The sequence below is a fragment of the Herbidospora cretacea genome (assembly GCF_001570605.1).
Classification (GTDB): domain Bacteria; phylum Actinomycetota; class Actinomycetes; order Streptosporangiales; family Streptosporangiaceae; genus Herbidospora; species Herbidospora cretacea.
The window spans coordinates 348,582-364,634 of the sequence record NZ_BBXG01000007.1 but is presented as its reverse complement, the minus strand read 5'-3'; the positions used below and the strand labels follow the sequence as shown (position 1 = coordinate 364,634).

At 69.8% G+C, this 16,053-nt stretch carries 19 protein-coding genes and 1 tRNA gene; 7 read left to right on the top strand and 13 right to left on the bottom strand.

What is annotated here, in order from left to right; translation table 11 throughout:
• Nucleotides 1-232: 232 nt before the first annotated feature.
• From AW270_RS16275 to AW270_RS16260, 4 genes are all read right to left on the bottom strand, one after another.
• Nucleotides 233-305, bottom strand: a tRNA-Thr gene (locus AW270_RS16275).
• A 28-nt stretch (nt 306-333) separates the two neighbouring features.
• Nucleotides 334-1,284, bottom strand: a complete 951-nt coding sequence (gene rlmB, locus AW270_RS16270) for a 23S rRNA (guanosine(2251)-2'-O)-methyltransferase RlmB (RefSeq protein ID WP_061295177.1) — start codon at nt 1,282-1,284, stop codon at nt 334-336.
• Between the two features lie 23 nt (nt 1,285-1,307).
• Nucleotides 1,308-2,702 carry a cysteine--tRNA ligase gene (cysS, locus tag AW270_RS16265; RefSeq protein ID WP_061295176.1) on the bottom strand — a complete coding sequence of 465 codons (1,395 nt, stop codon included), beginning with the start codon at nt 2,700-2,702 and terminating at the stop codon, nt 1,308-1,310.
• Nucleotides 2,703-2,759: 57 nt separating this feature from the next.
• A complete protein-coding gene (locus tag AW270_RS16260; protein WP_061295175.1) occupies nt 2,760-3,155 on the bottom strand; it encodes a PPOX class F420-dependent oxidoreductase in 396 nt (131 codons plus the stop codon).
• 72 nt (nt 3,156-3,227) lie between these two features.
• On the opposite strand from AW270_RS16260, the gene AW270_RS16255 reads away from it, so the two are divergent.
• Nucleotides 3,228-4,181 carry a DUF2637 domain-containing protein gene (locus AW270_RS16255; protein ID WP_082801590.1) on the top strand — a complete coding sequence of 318 codons (954 nt, stop codon included), beginning with the start codon at nt 3,228-3,230 and terminating at the stop codon, nt 4,179-4,181.
• A 562-nt stretch (nt 4,182-4,743) separates the two neighbouring features.
• On the opposite strand, the gene AW270_RS16250 is transcribed toward AW270_RS16255, so the two are convergent.
• The 4 genes from AW270_RS16250 to AW270_RS16235 all read right to left on the bottom strand — a co-directional run bounded on the left by AW270_RS16250 (nt 4,744) and on the right by AW270_RS16235 (nt 6,703).
• On the bottom strand, nt 4,744-5,013 hold the full coding sequence (locus tag AW270_RS16250) for a GlsB/YeaQ/YmgE family stress response membrane protein (RefSeq protein WP_061295173.1): 270 nt from the start codon (nt 5,011-5,013) through the stop codon (nt 4,744-4,746).
• Between the two features lie 87 nt (nt 5,014-5,100).
• Nucleotides 5,101-5,415, bottom strand: coding sequence for a GlsB/YeaQ/YmgE family stress response membrane protein (locus AW270_RS16245; RefSeq protein ID WP_061295172.1), 315 nt, complete (start codon nt 5,413-5,415; stop codon nt 5,101-5,103).
• A 305-nt stretch (nt 5,416-5,720) separates the two neighbouring features.
• A complete protein-coding gene (gene ispF, locus AW270_RS16240) occupies nt 5,721-6,203 on the bottom strand; it encodes a 2-C-methyl-D-erythritol 2,4-cyclodiphosphate synthase (protein ID WP_061295171.1) in 483 nt (160 codons plus the stop codon).
• Nucleotides 6,204-6,220: 17 nt separating this feature from the next.
• Complete coding sequence (locus tag AW270_RS16235; RefSeq protein ID WP_061295170.1) at nt 6,221-6,703, bottom strand: CarD family transcriptional regulator; 483 nt, start codon at nt 6,701-6,703, stop codon at nt 6,221-6,223.
• A gap of 253 nt (nt 6,704-6,956) precedes the next feature.
• On the opposite strand from AW270_RS16235, the gene AW270_RS16230 reads away from it, so the two are divergent.
• Complete coding sequence (locus tag AW270_RS16230; RefSeq protein WP_061295169.1) at nt 6,957-7,553, top strand: copper chaperone PCu(A)C domain-containing protein; 597 nt, start codon at nt 6,957-6,959, stop codon at nt 7,551-7,553.
• 230 nt (nt 7,554-7,783) lie between these two features.
• On the opposite strand, the gene AW270_RS16225 is transcribed toward AW270_RS16230, so the two are convergent.
• Nucleotides 7,784-8,476, bottom strand: a complete 693-nt coding sequence (locus AW270_RS16225) for a response regulator (RefSeq protein WP_030451587.1) — start codon at nt 8,474-8,476, stop codon at nt 7,784-7,786.
• The gene (locus AW270_RS16220) at nt 8,473-9,618 is read right to left on the bottom strand and encodes a sensor histidine kinase (protein ID WP_061295168.1); all 1,146 of its coding nucleotides are present in this window, start codon (nt 9,616-9,618) and stop codon (nt 8,473-8,475) included. The genes AW270_RS16225 and AW270_RS16220 overlap by 4 nt, the downstream gene beginning before the upstream one ends.
• 154 nt (nt 9,619-9,772) lie before the next feature.
• Here AW270_RS16220 and phoU point away from each other — a divergent pair, with 154 nt between their 5' ends.
• Nucleotides 9,773-10,423 (top strand): phosphate signaling complex protein PhoU, encoded by a 651-nt coding sequence (gene phoU / locus AW270_RS16215; protein WP_061295167.1) that lies wholly within the window; start codon nt 9,773-9,775, stop codon nt 10,421-10,423.
• Between the two features lie 205 nt (nt 10,424-10,628).
• Here phoU and AW270_RS16210 read toward each other — a convergent pair whose 3' ends face one another.
• Genes AW270_RS16210 through mshA form a run of 3 tightly spaced genes read right to left on the bottom strand, consistent with a single transcriptional unit; the run spans nt 10,629 to nt 13,105 of the window.
• Nucleotides 10,629-11,366: a phosphoglyceromutase gene (locus AW270_RS16210; RefSeq protein ID WP_061295308.1), complete on the bottom strand. Its 738-nt coding sequence runs from the start codon at nt 11,364-11,366 to the stop codon at nt 10,629-10,631.
• Between the two features lie 24 nt (nt 11,367-11,390).
• Complete coding sequence (locus tag AW270_RS16205; protein WP_061295166.1) at nt 11,391-11,876, bottom strand: YbjN domain-containing protein; 486 nt, start codon at nt 11,874-11,876, stop codon at nt 11,391-11,393.
• Entirely contained in the window at nt 11,873-13,105 is a 1,233-nt protein-coding gene (gene mshA / locus AW270_RS16200; RefSeq protein WP_061295307.1) for a D-inositol-3-phosphate glycosyltransferase, read from the bottom strand. The genes AW270_RS16205 and mshA overlap by 4 nt, the downstream gene beginning before the upstream one ends.
• 106 nt (nt 13,106-13,211) lie before the next feature.
• On the opposite strand from mshA, the gene AW270_RS16195 reads away from it, so the two are divergent.
• Genes AW270_RS16195 through AW270_RS16180 form a run of 4 tightly spaced genes read left to right on the top strand, consistent with a single transcriptional unit; the run spans nt 13,212 to nt 16,037 of the window.
• Nucleotides 13,212-13,949: an SDR family NAD(P)-dependent oxidoreductase gene (locus AW270_RS16195; RefSeq protein ID WP_061295165.1), complete on the top strand. Its 738-nt coding sequence runs from the start codon at nt 13,212-13,214 to the stop codon at nt 13,947-13,949.
• Nucleotides 13,946-14,728 carry an O-methyltransferase gene (locus AW270_RS16190; protein ID WP_061295164.1) on the top strand — a complete coding sequence of 261 codons (783 nt, stop codon included), beginning with the start codon at nt 13,946-13,948 and terminating at the stop codon, nt 14,726-14,728. The genes AW270_RS16195 and AW270_RS16190 overlap by 4 nt, the downstream gene beginning before the upstream one ends.
• A 56-nt stretch (nt 14,729-14,784) precedes the next feature.
• Nucleotides 14,785-15,141: a BlaI/MecI/CopY family transcriptional regulator gene (locus tag AW270_RS16185; RefSeq protein WP_082801588.1), complete on the top strand. Its 357-nt coding sequence runs from the start codon at nt 14,785-14,787 to the stop codon at nt 15,139-15,141.
• Entirely contained in the window at nt 15,138-16,037 is a 900-nt protein-coding gene (locus AW270_RS16180; protein ID WP_061295162.1) for a M56 family metallopeptidase, read from the top strand. Before AW270_RS16185 ends, AW270_RS16180 begins: the two co-directional genes overlap by 4 nt.
• Nucleotides 16,038-16,053: the final 16 nt, after the last annotated feature.

Here is a 16,053-nt window from a genome sequence, read left to right as displayed (position 1 = left end):
TGTTTCTAACACTTTAGGCACGATATGAAATAGTTTGCCGACACAGCAATATAGGCCCCAAAGCGGCGGTTCAGCCCATACCTGGGCCGGCCCTTATGGGACGGATACCCATATTTAGTTTCCCCCAATTGGAACGTTCCATCGAAACTTGGCAAAGAGTGGGACTCAAGCTTCTTGCGGGAGGGAGGCCACAATTAATGTCGGCCCCTCGAATAACGAGAGGCCGGTGGAGAGCCGCCTTGGGGAATCGAACCCCAGACCTTCTGTTTACAAGACAGATGCTCTGCCGATTGAGCTAAGGCGGCGTCAGGCGAGACCTAGTCTAGTACACACCTACCCCCGCCGCAGGCGACTCACCTCGTACAGCGCGATCCCAGCAGCAACGCCGGCATTGAGCGACTCGGCCGCAGCCCCCATCGGAATCCGAACCACCTGGTCACAGGCCTCCCGCACCAACCGAGACAGCCCCTTCCCCTCAGACCCCACGACGACGACGAGCGGCTCGGCAGCCAACGTCATGTCCCCGATGTTCACCTGAGACTCCCCATCGAGCCCCACGATGAACAGCCCCTCGTCCCGGTAAAGCTGAAGCGCCTGCGTGAGGTTGGTCCCCCGAGCCACAGGCAGCGAAGCCAGCGTCCCCGCAGAAGTCTTCCAGGCTCCGGCGGTAACCCCAGCAGACCGCCGACCAGGCAGCAGCAACCCGTGAGCCCCAAACGCAGCCGCCGACCGCGCGATAGCCCCAAGGTTCCGCGGATCGGTAACGCTGTCGAGCGCCACGATCAACGGCACCTCGGCCGCATCCCGGGCGTCGTTGACGAGATCCAGCGGATGCGCGTACTCGTAGGCGGGAATCTGCAGGGCCACACCCTGATGAACCCCGCCCTCGGTCAACCGGTCGAGCTTCCCCCGGTCGACCTCCAGCAGCGCGATCCCGTTCCCCGCAGCGATCTTGATCGCTTCGCGGACCCGGTCGTCGTTCTCGATCCGCGCCGCGACGTACAGGGCAGAAGCAGGCACCCCGGCGCGCAGCGCCTCGACAACAGGGTTACGCCCCCCGATGTACTCAGGCGCGTCCTCACTCTTCCGAGCCCGCACCGGTGCCCGCCGAGGCCCGGAGGAAGGACCCCCCCGCTCCTCGCGAGAGATCCGCTCGGCCCGTGCCTTGTCCTTGTACCAGTGCCGATCCTCGGCCTTGGGCGTCGGCCCCTTGCCCTCGAGAGAGCGCCGAACCTTGCCCCCGGTACCCCGAGTAGGGCCTTGCCTTTTCCGTCCCGCTGCCATAACCCTCAAGCCTATCCGTCAGATCAGCGAGCCAGTTCCCACCGAGGCCCCTGGGGGGTGTCCTCCACGACGACCCCGGCGGCGGCCAGCTGCTCGCGGATCGCGTCGGCAGCGGCATAGTCCTTCCGCGCCCGTGCGGCCTGACGCTGCTCCAGAGCGACCGCGACCAGGGCGTCGACCACTTCGTGCAGCCCCGACTCCCCGGACGAGCGCCACTGCGGCGACCGGGGGTCGAGACCCAGCACCCCGAGCATGGTCTGCGTCTCGGCGAGCAGGCGGGCCACGGCCTCCTTGTTGCCCTGGGACAGGGCGACGTTGCCCTCGCGCACCACTTCGTGGATGACCGCCAGGGCCTGCGAGACGTTCAGGTCGTCGTTGAGCGCGTCGACGAAGGCCTGGGGCAGCGGCGCGGCGGCGTCGACGTCATGGATGACCTCGGCCGCGCGGGCGACGAAGCCCTCCAGCCGCCGGTATCCGGCCGCCGACTCCTGCAGGGCCTCTTCGGAGTAGTCGATCGCCGAGCCGTAGTGGGCGGCGACCAGGTAGTAGCGCAGTTCGACGGCGCGCACCTTGGTGAGCATCTCGGGGATCAAGAGCGAGTTCCCGAGGGACTTGCTCATCTTGGTCCCGCCGAGCTGGAGCATCCCGTTGTGCAGCCAGAAGCGGGCGAAGCCGTCGCCTGCCGCCTGCGACTGGGCGATCTCGTTCTCGTGGTGGGGGAAGATCAGGTCGACGCCGCCGCCGTGGATGTCGAAGGTGCCGCCCAGGTATTTGGTCGCCATGGCGGAGCACTCGAGGTGCCAGCCGGGACGGCCGCGGCCCCACGGCGTCGGCCAGGTCGGCTCGCCCTCCTTGGCGCCCTTCCACAGCGCGAAGTCGCGCGGGTCGCGCTTGAGGGAGTCGGTGTCGGTGTCGCCGGCGGCCCGCATGTTCTCGAGCTTCTGGTTCGACAGCTTGCCGTAGCGGTCGGCGTAGGAGACCACGTCGAAATAGACGTCGCCGGCCGAGGCGTAGGCGTGGCCCTTGTCGATCAGGCGGTGCATCAGCTCGATCATCTCGGGCACGTGGCCCATCGCCCGCGGCTCGACCGTGGGCGGGAGGCAGCCAAGCTGGTCGTAGGCCCACGTGAAGGCCCGCTGGTTGCGCTCGGCGACCACGAACCACGGCACACCCTCGCTCGCGGCGACCCGGATGATCTTGTCGTCGAGGTCGGTCACGTTGCGGCAGAACGTGACGTCGTACCCCGAATGGAGCAGCCAGCGGCGCAGCACGTCGAAGTTGACGCCGGAGCGGATGTGGCCGATGTGGGGCGGAGCCTGGACGGTCGCACCACACAGGTACATCGTGACCCGGCCGGGCTCAACCGGGGCGAATTCACGGACCGTTCGGGTGCTGGTGTCATAGAGTCTCAGGCTCACAAAGGCAAGGCTAACGCCTTCCCGGCCAGCACAGGCCGAGTTAAGAAACCGTGAGCATCAGCCTCGGAGATACACCTTCTCGGGAGCGATACGCACGATGACGCGTTCGTTGTCGGGGCTCCCCTCCACGAACGGCCCACCGGTGTATTTGTGGGAAAGCTCCTGGATCAGGTCGCCGTGGGGGTCGTCGAAAAGGGTCACCACGCCCCGGACCTCGGCGTACACGTAGGGATCTGCCGGATCCACGACGAGGATCGAGACACGCGGGTCGCGTTCCATGTTGCGGTGTTTGCGGCGGCCCTTGACGGTCGAGAAGAGAATGGCGTCCCCGTCCGTCCGCACCCACACGACCGACGCCTGCGGGCTGCCGTCGGGGTTGACACTGGAGACGGTGGCGAAATTCGGGCCCTCGAACAAGGAACGTGCACCGTCCGGCAAGGTCTGCTCTCCCATAGGAGCGATCATGCCATTTCGTACGTGTCATAAAACGGCCGGGGGCACCCGAGTCGCTAGGCTCGACACGCCATGGACGCGAATCCCCCCGCGACGGCAGGCCCCGCCTCCCGTCCGTCTCCCTCCGGATCCCGCCTGCTGAGCCGCGTGGCCGTGGGCCTCGCGGGGCTCGCGCTCGCGGTGCTCGCCGGGGCCGCCTGCGTGCTCTCCTTCGACGACCTGCGGGCGCTCGCGCTCGTCGGCCAGGCCGACCCCGAGTTCGCCTACCTCTATCCGGCCGGGTTCGACGCCCTGCTGGTGGTGGCCCTGCTCGCGGTCCCGCTGGTGCGCTCGGGCCCGCTGCTGATCCGGCTGCAGGCCGCCCTGATCCTGATCCTGTTACTGATCGGCGCGGCGACCGCCGACGTCGCGCGCGCCGCCGGCGCGGTCATCCCGGCCCGCCCCGCCGCCGTCGTGGTGGCCCTGGTGCCCTGGATCATGCTGGTCGTGGGCCTGTGGCTGTTACTGCTGATCATCCGGTACGCCCACACCAAGAGCGCCGACCTCGACGACGACCCCGACGACGACGTGGTCCCCTTCACCCGCAGCGCCCATGTGACCGCGCCGCCCGACTACACCCCGCCGACCCCCGTGAGCCCGGTGACCGAAACCGTCGCCCCGCCGGAACTGGCGCCCCCGCTCACCCCCGCCCCGCCGCCACGCCCGGCCCGCTGGGGCGACCTGATCAAGCCGAACGTCGGCGACGTGCTCGTCCACCCGCTCCCGGAACCCGACGACGAGACCGACAAGAAGTACGGCGAAGCCGCCGCCCAGGCCGCCGAGAAGCTGAGCCGGCGTGACGAGTCCGAGGTCGACACCCAGCCGATGCGCAGCCTCCCGGCCAACCCCGACCCCGAACACGGCCCCGAAGCGGCCGACCCGGAGGAGATCGAAGCCGCCGCCTGGCGCGAGCCCTACGAGGACGACGTCCCCGCACCCCCTTCGGGCCACCTCCGCAGCACCCCGACGCCCCCCAGCGACTCCTGACCATAGATTCGCCTGTACGCCACCACCGCCCCACAGGCAGGTTCTGAGCCTCTCCGCGGCTTGAACTCCCAGAAGGCGTCGGTCGGCCTTCTCCATGGCCGTCAGGGCCAAATGGGTCCCGCTCAAGGAGCTGGGGGCCCATCGCATGCACCCCTGCCACGTGTCACGACCGAAGTTCACGGACACGATGGAGATCACCGCGTTCGCGGGGGTGGGTCCGGTGTGAGGCACGCATCACTACACGCCGTCATGGCCCCAGAGCGGTACCTGGGCCCGCAACTGGCTACGCGGAACGGCCACCCCTCCCGCAGCCTTTGGCCCAGCCAAATCTCATGGCGAACGCGCACCCTGCCACGGGCCTCATGGCCAAGGATGCGCACCTCGACCTACGCCCCATCGTCCATAGGCATGAAAAAGACCCGCCGAGTCTCCTCCGGGAGCCGAGCGGGCCTGCAGGTGAGGCGATGACCGGCCCGGTCCGCCGCCGTGGCGGCTGAAAGGCCGTGGAAAGGCCGGTGCCCGGCGGCCGTCGGCCGCCGGGCATCAACCCTCTGTCAGTAGGTCAGACCCTGGTCCGGCCTCGCAGTGCGGCGACGGCGCCGACTCCGATGACGGCCAGGACGACCTGCATGACCAGTTCGATCCAGTCGATCCCGTCCGTCGTCGCGACGCCCATCGCCTGGGCGATGGCCGTGCCGATGAGGGCGGCGACGATGCCGACGACGATGGTCAGGACCCAACCGATCGGCTGACGGCCGGGCAGCACCAGACGACCCAGCACACCGATGATGGCGCCGATCACGATCGCGCCGAGAATGGTCTGAATGGTCATTATTCGACCTCCCCTTGAGGGTGACACCTTCACGCTCAAGCGGTCGAATACCCTCTACCGGCAAAATATGCCCTACGCCGGAATTTTTTAGATTCCACTGTGGCCGGGCCGGCCTGTGGCCCCGCCGTGTCCACGCCCCCGGCCTGCGGTGATCCCCCGGCCCGCCACGAAGGCGACGCCGATGACGGCCAGCACGAGCTGGAGGATGTGCTCCCACCAGTCGAAGCCGCGCGTGTTGGCGAACCCGAACAGTGCCGCGATGAGCGACCCGATCAGCGCGGCGACGATGCCGACCAGGATCGTCATCCCGATGCTGATGTTCTGCCGCCCCGGCAGAATGAGGCGCGCCAGCGCCCCAATCACCACACCGATGATGATGGCGCCAAGGATCGAAGCGATCATGACATTCCCCCCGACGAGGTGACATCTGCACCTCTAGGGGATGAAGTACCCAAAAAGGGACGGCGATCCACGCACCGCGCCTGGTTACGGGATCGCCGCCCCAACCGCATATGAGACGCCAGATCCCGCCATCCGGTTGCCATCCCCTTTGGAACGCACCAAACCCGTTATCCGCCCGCGCACACGGACGGGTCCGTTGTGGTCAGGGCGTCAGAAGCACATGATCCGTTACGGCTCCGCCCACCCTGACCCCGACCGCCGCAGTCGGTCGCAGCCCAGCCCCGGCGCTCCTCGCCGCCGCCGCCTCATGCCCGCGACGACGTCGCGGCGCCCCGCGCCGCGATCAGCGCGTTGGCGATCGCCGCGATCCCCTCGCCGCGCCCCGTCAGCCCCAGCCCGTCGGTGGTGGTGGCGCTGACGCTCACGTCGGCGCCCACGGCGGCCCCCAGCGCCTTCTCCGCCTCGGCACGCCGAGGTGACAGCTTGGGCCGGTTTCCGATGATCTGCACGGCCACGTTGCCGATCTCGTACCCGGCCTCACGCACCAGCCGGGCCGTCTCCGTCAGCAACGTCACCCCGGAAGCCCCCGACCAGCGGGGGTCCGAGGTGCCGAAGACCTTTCCCAGGTCTCCTAACCCGGCGGCCGACAACAGCGCGTCGCAGCAGGCGTGGGCCGCCGCGTCGCCGTCGGAGTGGCCGGCCAGGCCGGTCTCGCCGGGCCAGAACAGGCCCGCGAGGTGGAGTTCACGACCAGAAGCAAAAGGGTGGACATCGACACCGACGCCCACCCTAGGAAGTTTTGCGCTCAGGAGTTCAGCACCTCGTCGAGCAGGGCTTCCGCTTTGTCCTCGTTGGTCTTCTCAGCCAGGGCGAGTTCGCTGACCAGAATCTGCCGAGCCTTGGCGAGCATCCGCTTCTCACCTGCGGAGAGTCCACGCTCGCGGTCGCGACGCCAGAGGTCCCGAACAACTTCGGCGACCTTGTTGACGTCACCCGACGCGAGCTTCTCGAGGTTCGCCTTGTAACGGCGCGACCAGTTGGTGGGCTCTTCGGTGTGAGGCATGCGCAGGACGTCGAAGACCTTCTCTAGGCCCTCCTGACCGACCACATCGCGCACGCCGACGAGCTCCGCGTTCTCCGCAGGCACCTGGACGGTGAGGTCGCCCTTGTCGACCTTCAGTACCAGGTAGGTCTTTTCCTCACCCTTAATCGTCCGAGTGGTGATGGCTTCGATCCGAGCAGCCCCGTGATGGGGGTAGACGACCGTGTCGCCGACCTGGAAAGTCATGTGACAAGTACCCCTTCCGCTGTACTCCAGGGTACCACGCGTCAACAGTCTCCCGGAACAGTGAAATCACCATAACTGCAGGTCAAAGCCTCATTTTGGGACTTGACAAGAGCTCGACTGTGTGAATCGGACCGTCCGACAGGCGGGGTGACCTGCGTCTGGAGTGTTCCCGGGCCGGTTATCGGACGGCCACACCCCGCCGATATGGTGATCCCCGCATACGATCGCGCGCGTTACAAGGAGACTCTCGACCGTGACCACGTTCAGCCGCAGGGTGATCGCCATCGCCGCGTTTCTGGCCGCCGCCCCCGCGCTGGCCGCGTGTGGCGCCGGGACCGACGCGAACACCAACAAGCCCTATGCCCCGACCGAGGCCGGAGTGCTGATCCGCGACGGGGTCTACGGCGTCAACGGCATCAAGGTCAGCCAGGCCTACATGCTCGGCCCCGACCCGGGCGGCCAGATCCCCGCCGGCGGCACCGTGCCGCTCTACCTGTCGATCACCAACGACGGCACCGCCCCCGACACCCTGACCGGCATCACGCCCGACCAGAACGCCGCGGCGACCGCCCAGGGCGGCAGCGTGCCCCTGCCCGTCGGAACTCTCGTCCGCACCGGCACCGGCACCAACGCGCAGATCCAGATCCAGGGCGTGAAGAGCGCGCTGCGCGGCGGCGAGAGCATCCCCCTGACGCTCAACTTCCAGAACGCGGGCCAGGTCACCATGGTCGTCCCGGTCATCACCCGCAACCGCGAATACGCGACGCTGCCCCCGGTCCCCGGCGCGGTCCCGGCCCCGCCGAAGCCCTCGCCCGCCGCGTCCCCGGCCGGCGAGTCGTCCGGCCACTGACCGCTCGTGGTCCGGCCCGCGCATCCCGCGCGGGCCGTCTCCTTTGCGGGTTCTGCACGGCCCGGCCTCACGCGTGACGGCGGCCGGTCCGAGCGGGCGGGGAGCGCCGGGTGACGGGCCTGGCCCGGGTGCGGCGGTCGGCGTCAGGGCAGGCGGAGCCGTAACGGAGAAAACGCCTGTGGCCGACCCGCGCGTCTGGCACGGGCCGGCGAGTGCCGAGACGTGGGTTCCTAGTCTTCGATCACCGGGTCGAACTTGTAGCCCAGGCCGCGCACGGTGAGGATGCAGCGCGGGTTGGCCGGGTCGGACTCGACCTTGGCCCGCAGCCGCTTCACGTGGACGTCGAGGGTCTTGGTGTCGCCCACGTAGTCGGCGCCCCAGACGCGGTCGATGAGCTGGCCACGGGTCAGGACCCGGCCGGCGTTGCGCAGCAGCACCTCCAGGAGCTCGAACTCCTTCAGCGGCAGCTGCACCTGACGGCCGCGGACGGCCACGATGTGACGGTCGACGTCCATGCGGACCGGTCCGGCCGCCAGGACGGCCGACTCGACCTCCTCGACGTCGCCCTGGCGGCGCAGCACGGCGCGGATGCGGGCGACCAGCTCGCGGGAGCTGAAGGGCTTGGTGACGTAGTCGTCGGCGCCGAGCTCCAGGCCGACGACCTTGTCGATCTCGCTGTCCTTGGCGGTGAGCATGATCACCGGGACCTTGGACCGCTGCCGGAGGGAACGGCAGACCTCGGTGCCCGGCAGGCCCGGGAGCATCAGGTCGAGCAGCACGAGGTCGGCGCCGTTGCGGTCGAAGGTCTCCAGCGCCTCGGGGCCGGTGGCCGCGACCGCGACCTCGAAGCCCTCTTTGCGCAGCATGTAGGAAAGGGCGTCGGAGAACGACTCCTCGTCCTCCACGACGAGTACCCGGGTCATGTGGCCGCCTCCAGGGGAGTTGACGTTGTGCGGGGTGTGGCGACCGCGACCCCGCCGAAGGCGGGGAGGCGGAGAGTGAAGGTCGAGCCGGAGCCTTCCTTGCTCCAGACCGAGACCTCGCCGCCGTGGGCGACGGCGACGTGTTTGACGATGGCCAGGCCGAGGCCGGTGCCACCGGTCGAGCGCGACCGGGCCGCGTCGACCCGGAAGAAGCGCTCGAAGATGCGTTCCTGGGCGTTCTCGGGGATGCCGATGCCCTGGTCGCTGACGCTGATCTCGACGCAGTCGCCCGCCGGGCGGGCGCTGACCACCACGCGGGTGTGTTCGGGGCTGTAGGCCACCGCGTTGTCGATCAGGTTGCGCAGGGCGGTGACGAGCAGCTCGTCGTCGCCCCAGATGCTGAGCCCGCCGGTGCCGCCCGCGACCAGGGTGATGTCCTTGGACGCCGCCTTGGTGCTGCACCGGTCGATGGCCTCGTGGACCGCGTCGTCGACCGGGACGGGCTCGGGCGTCGGGGTCTCCTCGGCGCCCTGGATCCGGGACAGGGTGATCAGGTCCTGGATCAGGTAGGTGAGCCGGGCCGCCTCGTGCTGCATGCGGCCGGCGAACCGGGTGACCGCCTCGGGGTCGTCGGCGGCGTCCTGGATCGTCTCGGCGAGCAGGCTGAGCGCGCCGACCGGGGTCTTGAGCTCGTGGCTGACGTTGGCGACGAAGTCGCGGCGGACCGCCTCGACCCGCAGCCGGTCGGTCTGGTCCTCGGCCAGCACCAGCACCTGGCCGGTCGAACCGAGCGGCGCGACCCGGACCGCGAAGTTGGTCGACTCCTGGCCGAACTTGCGGCCGGGGGCCTCGATCTCGCCCTCGCGGATCTCGCCGTCGCGGCGGACCTTGCGGGCCAGCGCGAGCAGCTCGGCCGAGACCAGGTTGTCGCCGCGGACCAGGCCGTAGGCGCGGGCCGCCGAGCTGGCCCGCAGAACCCGGTCCTCCCGGTCGAGCACGACCGCCGACGAGGGCAGCACCGCGAGAAGTGAGGCCACACCGGGGGAAAGGGTCTCCTCCGGCGGCGAGGCCGGCGCGGAGGGCGGATCGGACTGCCGCCGGATCGCCAGCATGACGAGGGTGCCCACCAGGAACCCACCCATCGCGGCAAGACTCGCCAGCAACTCATTCACGCTTTGATGCTAGGCGGGAATACCCGCGTTCCTCACGGCCGGATGCCTACTGACCATGGCCTTTCCGGAAGAGTTCACCTAACGGTCGGAGATCGTTCACGAAGCGCCGATTACCGTGGCGGGCATGCGCGACGCCTTTCATGACGAGCTGGACTCCCTCACCATCAAGCTGGTCGAGATGACCCGCCTGGTTCGCTCGGCCATGTCCCGGGCCACCACGGCCCTTCTCGACGCCGACCTGCACCTGTCCGAGAGTGTGATCTCTCAGGACGAGGAGGTCAACCGGCTCCACGCCGAGGTGGAGACCTCCATCTACGAGGTCATGGCCACCCAGCAGCCCGTCGCGGTCGATCTCCGTACGGTCATCACCGCGCTGCGCATGGCCGCCGACCTGGAGCGGATGGGCGACCTGGCCGAGCACATCGCCAAGATCGCCCGGATGCGCCACCCCGAGTCCGCCATCCCCGCCGAGCTCCGCGACACCATCGTCGAGATGGACCAGGTGGCCGAGCGACTGATCACCAAGACCGGCACCTGCATCGCCACCCGCGACGTCGCGCTCTCCAAGGAACTGGAGGCCGACGACGACGCGATGGACCGCCTGCACCGCCGCCTGTTCCGCGTCCTGCTGTCGCCGACCTGGAACCACGGCATCGAGGCCGCGATCGACATCACCCTGGCCGGCCGCTACTACGAGCGCTACGCCGACCACGCCGTCCGCGTCGCCCGCGACGTGGTCTACCTCGTCACCGGCTCCCGCGACGGCGAGGAGTAAGGGTCAGGAGCAGGAAAGGCGCGGACAGCCCCATAAACGAAATCCCCGGCCCTCGGGGGGCCGGGGATTTCCCATGTCCTGGTTAATGGCGTGTGCTTCGCACACGCGGGCCCGAGCGCTTTCAGCCGACGTCTTCCCTCGTCGCTTCGGGTCGCTTCGCTCCCCTGCGCTCCTCAGTCCAGACGCCGGCGCGCTCGGGCGGGAGTTACTTGCCCTGGTTGGCCACGGCCTGGATGGCGGAGGCGGCTGCCTCGGGGTCGAGGTAGCCCGAGCTGACGGGCTTGTAGTCGGCGTCGAGTTCGTAGCGCAGGGGGATGCCGGTGGGGATGTTCAGGCCGGCGATGTCGGCGTCGCTGATGCCCTCCAGGTGCTTGACCAGGGCGCGCAGGGAGTTGCCGTGGGCGACCACGAGGACGGTCTGGCCGGCGGCGAGCTGCGGGACGATCGAGTCGTACCAGTAGGGGAGCATGCGGTCGACGACGTCTTTGAGGCACTCGGTCTTCGGCCGGAGCTCGGCCGGGAGGCTCGCGTAGCGGGCGTCGGCGAACTGGGAGAACTCGTCGTCGTCGGAGATCGGCGGCGGCGGGGTGTCGTAGGACCGGCGCCAGAGCATGAACTGCTCGTCGCCGAACTCGGCGCGGGTCTGCGCCTTGTCCTTGCCCTGCAGGGCGCCGTAGTGGCGCTCGTTGAGCCGCCACGACCGCTGGACCGGCAGCCAGAGCAGGTCGGCCGCCTCCAGCGCGAGGTTGGCCGTGCGGATCGCGCGGGTCAGCAGGGACGTGTGGACCACGTCGGGGCGGACGCCCGCCTCAAGCAGCAGCCGGCCGCCGCGCGCGGCCTCCTCCTCACCGGCGGCGGAGAGGGTGACGTCGACCCAGCCCGTGAACAGGCCCTTGACGTTCCATTCGCTCTCGCCGTGCCGGAGCAGTACCAAAGTCGCCATGACCGGCATCTTAGTGGTGGACGGTTAACGCTCCGGGTCGGCGAAACGGGCGAAAGCCTGCAAATTGGCAGTCGACTCGCCCCGTTCGAGGCGCCACTCCCACTCGCGGCGGATCGAGGTGGCGAAGCCGATCTCCAGAGCCGGGTCGAACAGCTCGTCGGCGTAGGTCAGCACGCAGCCGAGCAGCCGGTCGACCTCGGCCTCGGTGACCCCGTCGTGGGGGATCCGGCCGACGAGGTGGACGTCTCCCCGGTGGTCGAGGGCGAAGTGGACGCCGTACATCGACCCGTTCTTGGCCAGGAGCCAGCGGTAGAACTCCTGGTGGTTCTCGTCGGGGCCGCGGCAGAAGAAGGCCTCGATGTTGAGCGCCTGCTCGTCGACGACCAGCCAGACCATGGTCTGGAGCTTGTGGGTGCCGGGGAGTTTGACCAGGTAGGAGCCGGGCCGGGAGCTCTCGTAGGTGAGCTCCATCGACGTGAGGGCCGACTCGATCACGGCTTCGACGGTCATCGGGCGGCTGCCACGGGCAGGAGCTGGCTCATGGCTCCGGTATACACCTCCACCAGCCGCGCGGCCGTGGCCGACCAGCCGAACGCGGCGGCGTGGCGGATCGCGCCCTGGGCGAGGAAGTCCCGCCAGACGGGCCGGTCGAGCAGCCCGGCCAGCGCGGACGCCCAGGCGCCGGGGTCGTGACCCTCCACGAGCAGACCCGAGACGCCGTCCTTCACGGCGGTGCGCAGCCCGCCCACCGACGCCGCCACCACCGGCGTCCCACACGCCTGGGACTCCAGGGCGACGAGACCGAACGACTCGTTGTGCGACGGCACCACCGTGACGTCGGCGGCCCGGTACCAGTCGGCGAGCTCGGGCTGGGGGCACGGGGGCGCGATGCGCACGACGTCGGCGATGCCCAGCTCGGCGGCGAGGTCGGTGAGCAGCGACGGACGGGCCAGCCCGTTGCCGCTGGGCCCGCCGACGCAGGCCACCACGAGCCGGTCCCTTAATGCGGGGTCGTCCGCGATCATGCGCGCCGCCGCCCGGAGCAGCACGTCGGGGGCTTTGAGCGGCTGGACGCGGCCGACGAAGAGCAGGACGGCGGCGTCGTCCGGAAGGCCCAGCCGGTGGCGGGCGGCGCCCTTGGAGGCGGGCTGGAACACCCGGAGGCTGACCCCCGGGTTCACCACGCTCACCCGGTCGGGCGGGGCGGCGTACAGGGAGATGAGTTCTTCGGCCTCGGCGGCGGTGTTGGCGACGAGCCGGTCGGCGACGTCCACGACCTGTTCCTCGCCGAAGACCCGGGCGGGCGGCTCGGGGCGGTCGCCCTCGGCCAGCAGCAGGTTCTTGACCTTGGCCATGGTGTGCATGGTGTGCACGAGCGGCACGCCCCAGCGCTCCTTGGCCAGCCAGCCGACCTGGCCCGACAGCCAGTAGTGGGAGTGGATGACGTCGTAGCGGCCGGGCTCGTAGATCGCCTCGGTCCGCAGGACGCCCGACAGGAACGCGCACATCTGGCCCGGCAGGTCGGAGCGGTCGAGCTCCTCGTAGGGCCCCGCGGTGACGTGGCGGACGGTGACGCCCGGCGCGAGCTCCGCGATCGGAGGCAGGTCACGTGCCGTCTGCCGGGTGAAGATCTCGACCTCGACGCCGAGTTCGGCCAGCCGTTTGGCCGTCTCCACGATGTAGACGTTCATCCCGCCCGCGTCGCCGGTTCCCGGCTGGTCGAGCGGTGACGTGTGCATGCTGATCGTCGCGACCCGGTTCACCCGACGCACCCCACACCACCTCCAAACAACGACTAACCATGACACTCAGCCCAAGATTCCCGGTCTCACTAGGATTGCGGCCATGACGAGAACAGCGGTGGTCACGGGAGCCAGCAGCGGAATCGGTGCCGCGACGGCCCGCAGACTGGCGAAAGAGGGGTTCCAGGTGGTGGCGGCAGCCCGCCGCCGCGAGCGGCTCGACGAACTCGCCGCCGAACACCCGGGGATCGTCCCGATGACCCTCGACGTCACCTCGCAGGAGTCCGTCGACGCCTTCAACGAGGCCGTCCCCACGGTCGACGTGCTGGTCAACAACGCGGGCGGCGCGGTCGGCCTCGAACCGGTCGCCCACGGCCTGCTCGACGACTGGCGCGACATGTACGAGGTCAACGTCCTGGGCACCCTGCGGATGACCCAGGCGCTGCTGCCCAAGCTGGTCGCCAGTGGCGACGGCGTGCTGGTCATGCTGACCTCGGTGGCCGGGCTCGTCTCCTACGAGGGCGGCGGCGGCTACTGCGCGGCCAAACACGGCCAGACCTCGATGACCGAGACGTTGCGCCTGGAGCTCGTCGGCGAACCGGTGCGGATCATCGAGGTCGCGCCGGGCATGGTGGAGACCGAGGAGTTCTCGCTCAACCGCTTCCGCGGCGACGCCGACAAGGCCAGGAAGGTGTACGAAGGCGTCCCCGGCCCGCTGACAGCCGACGACGTGGCCGACGTGATCGCCTTCGCGGTCACCCGCCCGGCCCACGTCAACATCGACCGCCTGGTCATCCGCCCCCGCGCCCAGGCCGCCCAGCACAAGGTCCACCGCGTGTGAGACCGGTCGGGGCCATCACGAGGGGCACCACGGGCCACAACCGGCTCCGGCGGGCCGACCGGTGGCTGGCCGCCGTCCACGGGGGGCTGCTACGGTCGGCGGCCGACCCGCTGGTGGTCGACCTCGGGTACGGCGCCTCCCCCGTCACCACGCTGGAGCTGTTCGCCCGGCTCCGCGCGGTCCGGCGCGACCTGGAGGTCGTGGGCGTCGAGATCGACCCCGAGCGGGTCGCGGCGGCGGCGGCGTACACGAGACCGGGCCTGGAGTTCCGGCGGGGCGGGTTCGAGATCCCGGGACGCTCTCCGCTGGTGATCCGGGCCTTCAACGTGCTGCGGCAGTATCCCGAGGCGGACGCGTGGCAGTTCTGGGAGCTGATGGCCTCCCGGCTGCAGCCCGGCGGGGTGATCGTCGAGGGCACGTGCTCCGAGATCGGCCACCGGGCCGTCTGGGTGGGCCTCGACCGCTCGGGACCCCGCACTCTGACCTTCGCGGCCCGGTTCGGCGGCATCGACAGGCCCTCCGACCTGGCCGAACGGCTGCCCAAGACGCTTATCCACCGCAACGTTCCGGGCGAGCGGGTGCACGCCTTCCTCACCGACTGGGACCGCGCCTGGGCCGTCTCCGCCCCCTTCGGGGCATACGGGGCGCGGCAGCGCTGGATCGTGTCGGCGGTAAAGCTTGCGGAGACCTGGCCCCTCTACACCTCCGCGCCCTACGGGGGAACGGCCCGATGGCGGCTCGGAGAGCTGTCCCTGCCCTGGTCGGCGCTTGTAAGCTGAGCTGAACCCTCCCTCCCTCTACGGGACGTAGTACTACGCCGGGTAGGCTGAATGTCGTGAAGGGTCTTGGCGAGCTTGAGCGCAGCATCATGGACGTTCTCTGGGCGGAGCGCGGTCCGTTGACCGCCCGCGAGGTCGGGCGGCTGATCGCCGATCGCGATCTGGCGCCGACGACCGTCATGACGGTGCTCGACCGGTTGACCCGGAAGGGCTTCCTGACGCGCGTCCGCGACGGCCGTGCCTGGCGTTACGAACCGGCCGCGAGCCGTGACGCCTACATCGCCGAGCTGATGCTGGAGGCCCTCGACATGACGGGAGACCGTTCCGCCGCGCTCACCAGGTTCGCCCAGGCCGTCTCCGGCACTGAGGCTGAGGTGCTGCGCAAAGCTCTCACGGAGCTGGAGGAGGAGTGATCGCGGCCGTCGCGCTCGCCGCGCTCGCCGCCGTCTCCGCGCTCGCCGCGTGGCGACTCACATCGGTCCGCTGGACCTGGCGGGCGCCGAGGGCCGCGATCGCCCTGTGGCAGGCCCTCGGCCTGACCTGGGGGCTGGCCTCGGTCGGCGCGCTGCTGGCCTACGCCCTCGAACCGTGGGGGCGCGGGGTGATCCACGGGCTGGTCTATCTGGTCACCCACTGGCGCGAGCCCTCGGGGCTCCAGCGGGTGGGCGCGCTGGCCGCCGGGCTGGCGCTGCTGACCGTGCTGATGGCCGTGGTCGTGGTGGCCATGGCCCAGACCACCCAGGCCCGCCGCCGCCACCGCCTGCTGCTGTCGCTGGTGGCCCGCGACGAACCGGCGGTCCCGGGCGTGCGGGTCGTCGACCATCCCGGGGCGGCGGCCTACTGCGTGCCGGGGCTGAAATCGCAGGTCGTCATCAGCGAGGGCACGCTGAGCCTGCTCTCCCGCGACGAGCTCGCGGCGGTGCTGGCCCACGAAGACGCCCACGCGCGCGAGCGCCACGACCTGGTGCTCCTGCCGTTCGCCGCGCTGCGCTGGGTGCTGCCCTGGTCGAAGGTGGTCCGCGACGCCCACGCGTCGGTCGCGCTGCTGGTCGAGATGGCCGCCGACGACCACGCACGACTGCGGGTGCCGCCCAAGCGGCTGGCCACCGCGCTGCTGCGGTTCGGCACGGCCGGCGCCTACGCGACGCCCCACGGAGCGCTCGGCATGGGCGCCGACAACGTGATGGCCCGGGTGAACCGGCTGGTCAAGCCGGGTCCCGCCATGCGCAGGCGCTACCGTTACGGCATCGTCGCGGGGGCCGCGCTGCTGACCGCGTCAGCGCCCCTTTTGTGGTTCTTGCCCCAGTGAGTTAGCTCCCGTTAAC

Excerpts from the sequence above, each read along its gene's own strand:
- rlmB (WP_061295177.1), bottom strand. The coding sequence starts at position 1,284 with ATGGCAGCGGGACGGAAAAGGCAAGGCCCTACTCGGGGTACCGGGGGC.
- AW270_RS16260 (WP_061295175.1), bottom strand. The coding sequence starts at position 3,155 with ATGGGAGAGCAGACCTTGCCGGACGGTGCACGTTCCTTGTTCGAGGGC.
- AW270_RS16255 (WP_082801590.1), top strand. The coding sequence starts at position 3,228 with ATGGACGCGAATCCCCCCGCGACGGCAGGCCCCGCCTCCCGTCCGTCT.
- AW270_RS16250 (WP_061295173.1), bottom strand. The coding sequence starts at position 5,013 with ATGACCATTCAGACCATTCTCGGCGCGATCGTGATCGGCGCCATCATC.
- AW270_RS16245 (WP_061295172.1), bottom strand. The coding sequence starts at position 5,415 with ATGATCGCTTCGATCCTTGGCGCCATCATCATCGGTGTGGTGATTGGG.
- AW270_RS16235 (WP_061295170.1), bottom strand. The coding sequence starts at position 6,703 with ATGACTTTCCAGGTCGGCGACACGGTCGTCTACCCCCATCACGGGGCT.
- AW270_RS16225 (WP_030451587.1), bottom strand. The coding sequence starts at position 8,476 with ATGACCCGGGTACTCGTCGTGGAGGACGAGGAGTCGTTCTCCGACGCC.
- AW270_RS16220 (WP_061295168.1), bottom strand. The coding sequence starts at position 9,618 with ATGGGTGGGTTCCTGGTGGGCACCCTCGTCATGCTGGCGATCCGGCGG.
- phoU (WP_061295167.1), top strand. The coding sequence starts at position 9,773 with ATGCGCGACGCCTTTCATGACGAGCTGGACTCCCTCACCATCAAGCTG.
- AW270_RS16210 (WP_061295308.1), bottom strand. The coding sequence starts at position 11,366 with ATGGCGACTTTGGTACTGCTCCGGCACGGCGAGAGCGAATGGAACGTC.
- AW270_RS16205 (WP_061295166.1), bottom strand. The coding sequence starts at position 11,876 with ATGACCGTCGAAGCCGTGATCGAGTCGGCCCTCACGTCGATGGAGCTC.
- mshA (WP_061295307.1), bottom strand. The coding sequence starts at position 13,105 with ATGCACACGTCACCGCTCGACCAGCCGGGAACCGGCGACGCGGGCGGG.
- AW270_RS16195 (WP_061295165.1), top strand. The coding sequence starts at position 13,212 with ATGACGAGAACAGCGGTGGTCACGGGAGCCAGCAGCGGAATCGGTGCC.